Annotated in this window: 3 protein-coding genes and 1 pseudogene; 1 reads left to right on the plus strand and 3 read right to left on the minus strand. The window is 60.2% G+C overall.

Annotated features, from left to right (window positions below; all coding sequences use genetic code 11):
- Positions 1–40: 40 nt before the first annotated feature.
- From JWR14_RS34810 to JWR14_RS34820, 3 genes and pseudogenes are all read right to left on the minus strand, one after another.
- Positions 41–847 carry an alpha/beta hydrolase gene (locus tag JWR14_RS34810; protein ID WP_299718570.1) on the minus strand — a complete coding sequence of 269 codons (807 nt, stop codon included), beginning with the start codon at positions 845–847 and terminating at the stop codon, positions 41–43.
- 693 nt (positions 848–1,540) lie between these two features.
- A pseudogene (locus JWR14_RS34815) lies at positions 1,541–1,801 on the minus strand (SOS response-associated peptidase family protein); the annotation flags it as partial.
- 114 nt (positions 1,802–1,915) lie between these two features.
- Entirely contained in the window at positions 1,916–2,458 is a 543-nt protein-coding gene (locus tag JWR14_RS34820) for an isochorismatase family protein (protein WP_299718572.1), read from the minus strand.
- A 212-nt stretch (positions 2,459–2,670) separates the two neighbouring features.
- On the opposite strand from JWR14_RS34820, the gene JWR14_RS34825 reads away from it, so the two are divergent.
- Positions 2,671–3,945: an MFS transporter gene (locus tag JWR14_RS34825; protein ID WP_366144626.1), complete on the plus strand. Its 1,275-nt coding sequence runs from the start codon at positions 2,671–2,673 to the stop codon at positions 3,943–3,945.
- The last annotated feature ends 665 nt before the right edge of the window (positions 3,946–4,610 follow it).

A 4,610-nucleotide genomic window follows, 5' to 3' on the forward strand; every position in this document is an offset into this window, starting at 1 on the left:
GGCGTTCCCCGCTGGACGGGACGGAGCGCTATTTCATATTTCAATGCGAAGGCGTGAGCAGGAAGCCGATCGCCTCCCGCCACCAGGGTTCGTCGACGCAGCCAATCCAGTCGTTATGTTCAGCCGCCTTCACCACCATCAGTTGTCTTGGTTCGGCCAGCGTGCTGTAGAGCGCTTCGCCGAAGCGCGCGGGGACGATGCTGTCGCGTTCCGCAACCACGACGAGAACAGGGTGGCCGAATAACGCCAAGTGGGTCACGCTGTCGTATCGGTCGCGCAGCAGCCACTTCACGGGCAGCCACGGATAGTGATAAGCGGCGACGTGCTCGAGCCGATCCCATGGCGTGATGAGCAGCAACCCAGCAGTCTTGTCGCGTTCACGCGTGCCGGCCGCGGCCACCACGCCGGCCCCAAGCGATTCGCCGATGAGCAGCAGCGGCGCGCCATAGAGGCTATGTGCCAGCGTGATGGTCTGTTGGGCATCAGCGACCAGACTCTCTTCGCCCAGCGTGCCGTCGCGTGGCCCGTAGCCTGGATATTCGGCGAGGATCACGCGCAGCCCGAGCCGGGTGAGCGCTGCGGCGTAGTACGAACGGTGCCCGGCATGCCCCGCATTGCCATGAAAGACGATAGCAGTAGCGCGCGCGGATCCGGCCGGCTCGGCCACGAGGCCCCGGAACGCCTCAGGTGTCGGCCAGGCACGAAGTCCGCCAGAAATGACGTCCTCGGCCGCAGCCCTCTCAGGGAAATAGATAAAACGATCCTGCAAGATGGCGACTCCTGCGAACACAATCAGGCAGGCAACAACGGTGAGACGCAGCATCATCCCGGTGAATTTCCATTTCATGAGCCCGATGCAGACCGATCGTCGCCGCAACAACCGAGTGTACTAACCATGCTGGTGATGTAAAGCAGTTGTCAAACACTAATGCGTTTATTGAACACCTTCTCTCAGGTAAGCTGAGACTCCGAATTTTGGAGCAGGACAGGCATCCTCAGCGAGCTGGGTGGGCGCTGGCTCTTGCCACGATAATCGGCGGCTAGCCGTTCAAATATGCAATCGTACGCGCGTCATTCCCGGTCAAGTCATCAGCGCAATTCGTCGTACCGCAGAGCGAAAGCGAGGCGGGTGGGGGGATCGACCGACGGTCATCGCAAACAAGATGGCGGCGGCTGCACTTCGAAAGCTGCCGTTTGGCAAATAGAACGGCGTCCCATAGGGGTCGCTCAGCGACAGTCTCTGACGGTCGTGTCCTCGCATGGAGTGTCGGCCACCCGGATTTTCCACGAACCGTGTTAGTAGTTTTTCACTTACCCGGCGCGGATTTTACTTTGTGTGGCAGCCGACAGCCGGCGCGCGCCTTCCCCCGCCGCTCGCGGACTTGTCCACGGAAAATGTGCATCGCCCTGTGGATAAAGCTCCCCCGCTTTATGACGACCTGCACGCTTCGAGTGCAGTAGCCCGAGCACCCGCTCCGGCCCCATGCCACCGTCGCCTTAAGAATCGTGACGATGCGAATCAGGCCGCCATCCGGTGCGCCTAGTACGGGCAGTCGGGGTCCTCGAGGAGCGCCTGCATCGCCGCCAGGTTTCCAGCATCCGGGTTGAGCCACGCGCCGATATTTGCCGGCTTGATTGGGATGATGCAGCGGTCGTGGCCGGCGGCTGCGATTTCCGGCGGAGGATCGTCGGTGATCGCCGCGAACGACAGCCGATCCGGTTCGCCCGGGCTTTTCCAGTGCGACCAGAGGCACGCGATCCGCATGTTTTGAGTCGGCTCCGGTCGGAATTCCACCACCACAGTTCCGAGACTTCGAGTTCGGCCATCTGTTGGCCCGCGCGTAACAAGACAACGCTTCTGCTCGGAGGTTTCGGAACCTTACTTTGTCCACTCGTCATCACCCGACGATGAACATCATATCGACCTCTTTGCTCTCGACGATGCCGCCCACCCGACCGGGCGCGCTTTGATCGCTCCAGTAGAGATTCGCGTGCGCGATAACGGCGTCTGCGCCCCATCGCGTATGTCGTCCGTCGTGTGCGCATCGGTGACCAGAATCGCGTCATACCCGCGCACGAGCGCGCCATGCAGCGTCGAGCGGATGCACATGTCCGTTTGCGCGCCGGTCACGATAAGATTGCCGACCCCGAGCTTCGATAACACCTGTTCGAGGTGCGTGCCTTCGAACGCGTCCCGGTAATGCTTTTCAATGACCACTTCCGCGGGTACCGGCGAGAGTTCGCTAACAATCTGCCACGCTTCGCTACCCGTCGCCAGGTCCTCGTCGCATTGACGGACCCACATGACCGGTACGCGCGCAGTGCGCCCCCGCGCGACGAGCGATTTGACGGCTTCGAGCACCATCTCGCGTCGGAAGGCATTCGCGACAACGCCGTTTTGAAGATAGATTACGATGAGCGCGGAATTTGGGCGATCGACAAGCGTAGTCATGAGCATGTGGCGTTCGTGGCGATCTCCCATCTTAACGAGGTTCGTGCGGAGAAGAGCGCCTCTCGGACGGGGCGCTGGACTAATCGCGACAAACCGCATTGCATTGACCCAATAGGAAGCAACGCATAAAGGAGACAGGAATGACGCAGGAGATAACCGAACGCACGGATGACTTAGCGCGCGTGCGGGCGGAGGATCCCCAGTATTCTGCCGCTGACATGAGCATGCGCCAGCGTATGTGGGGAATTTTCAGCGGCTCGATCGGGAACCTGATCGAGTATTACGACTGGTTCGTCTATGTCGGGCTGGAGATCTATTTCTCGAAGGAGTTCTTCCCGGCCGGCGACGCGACGGTTTCGCTGCTCAAAACTGCAGCGGTCTTCGCGATCGGGTTTCTCGCCCGGCCGGTCGGCGGATGGGTCCTGGGCATCTACGCTGACCGTCGGGGCCGCCGCGCGGCGTTGCTTCTATCGGTTTCGATGATGTGTTTCGGCTCGCTGATGATCGGGTTGACGCCTGGCTACCAGACGATCGGCACTGCCGCGCCCGTGATCCTGCTTGTCGCTCGCATTCTGCAGGGCTTGAGCATCGGCGGCGAAGGCGGCAGCGCGGCAGCCTATCTCAGCGAAACCGCGCCGAAAGGGCATCGCGGGTTCTATTCGAGCTTCCTCTACACCACCATTTCCCTCGGGCAACTGCTGGGGATGGGGACGCTGGTCTTGATGCAGCAGTTTTTCCTGACGCCCACGCAACTGCAGAGTTGGGGCTGGCGCATTCCGTTCCTGGTCGGCGCATTAATATCCGTTGTCGGTATTCTGCTGCGGCGGAACATGAAAGAAACCGATTCCTTCCAGAAGCACGCGAAGGGCGCCAAAAAGGTCAGCGCGATTCGCGAGGCCCTTCGCCATAAGAAGGCCTGCTGGATGGTCTTCGGCCTGACGCTGGGCGGTTCCGTCGGGAATTACGCGTATGCCGCGTATATGCAGAAGTTTCTCGTGAACAGCGCCGGCATGAGCAAAGGCACCGCCAGTCTGATTTCCGTACTGTCTCTGATCGGCTTTACGCTTCTGCAGCCGGTTTATGGCGCGTTGTCGGACCGCATCGGACGCCGTCCGCTGCTTTTGACCTTTGGAATACTGGGGACGATTGGGACCGTGCCTGTATTCACATTCCTGAGGGGCACGCAGAGCCCCGTTGTCGCGTTCGTAGTCGTAATGGCGGCACTCGCGGTAGTGGCGATGTATTCGTCCGTCAGCACTATTGCGAAGGCCGAGCTCTTTCCGGTCGAGGTGCGCACTTTCGGGCTAGCCGTGCCGTATGCGATCAGCGTATCGGTGTTTAGTGGAACAGTCGAATACATTGCGCTATGGACCAGAAAGATTGGACATGAGACCTGGTTTTTCTGGTATGTGTCGGCGTGCATCTGCGCTTCACTAATCTGCTATCTCCTGATGCCGGAGACGAGGGATACGTCGTTGATCGATCGCGATTGACGTGGAGTCATTGGCGACCTGAAGGCAAGTGAGGAGCGGTTTCCGTAGGTTGCGACGGGCAAACTCGCTCGCATTGCCTCCGCGAGCTGCAATTCCACCGCGCCCGAGCGGGCACAAGGATCCGCGTGCTGGCGACTTGTGAGCATGCAAGGTCTGGGCCGCGTCCGCCGTGGTGCGAGACAGTGAACAGCCTACTTTGAGACAATCGGCCGTGGCGAGCCTGCCGCTCTATGAGTACAGCGTGCCGCTCAATTTCGCTCGAGCGTAACGTAAGGGCACCTTCGGGTACCTTCGGGGCGGCTACATTAGTTATGGCTGTGCGCTGCCGTTAAACAACTTTATCGGAACGCATCGGCAGCCCTAGCGCTACAGGCGCTGGAATTTGCAGCGATGTCGACCCCTGACCTGGCTATGCTGCTTTCGAGAGGCGAAAGATTTGACGTGACAATGCTACAGCCGTCTGAATGCACCTTCATGAGAAGCAGCGTCGTCGAGCGATGCCTAACGTCAGTTCTCTGGTGCACGAGGGCGGAGTGCTGATCATGTCTCTGCGACATGGGCCCATTCCCCGGGGCCGACGCATGTTTGACGTTTCGGCGGAAGAGACAACTCAGTTCCCGAGCGTCCTAGGTGTTGATGGCCACGCAAAGCTGACGCACTTGGGC

The sequence above is a fragment of the Caballeronia sp. genome (assembly GCF_028292365.1).
In the GTDB taxonomy this organism is placed as follows: Bacteria; Pseudomonadota; Gammaproteobacteria; order Burkholderiales; family Burkholderiaceae; genus Caballeronia.

What these genes read in the sequence shown, in the direction of transcription:
- JWR14_RS34825 (WP_366144626.1), top strand. Translation starts at nt 2,671, where the DNA reads ATGAGCATGCGCCAGCGTATGTGGGGAATTTTCAGCGGCTCGATCGGG.
- JWR14_RS34820 (WP_299718572.1), bottom strand. Translation starts at nt 2,458, where the DNA reads ATGCTCATGACTACGCTTGTCGATCGCCCAAATTCCGCGCTCATCGTA.
- JWR14_RS34810 (WP_299718570.1), bottom strand. Translation starts at nt 847, where the DNA reads ATGAAATGGAAATTCACCGGGATGATGCTGCGTCTCACCGTTGTTGCC.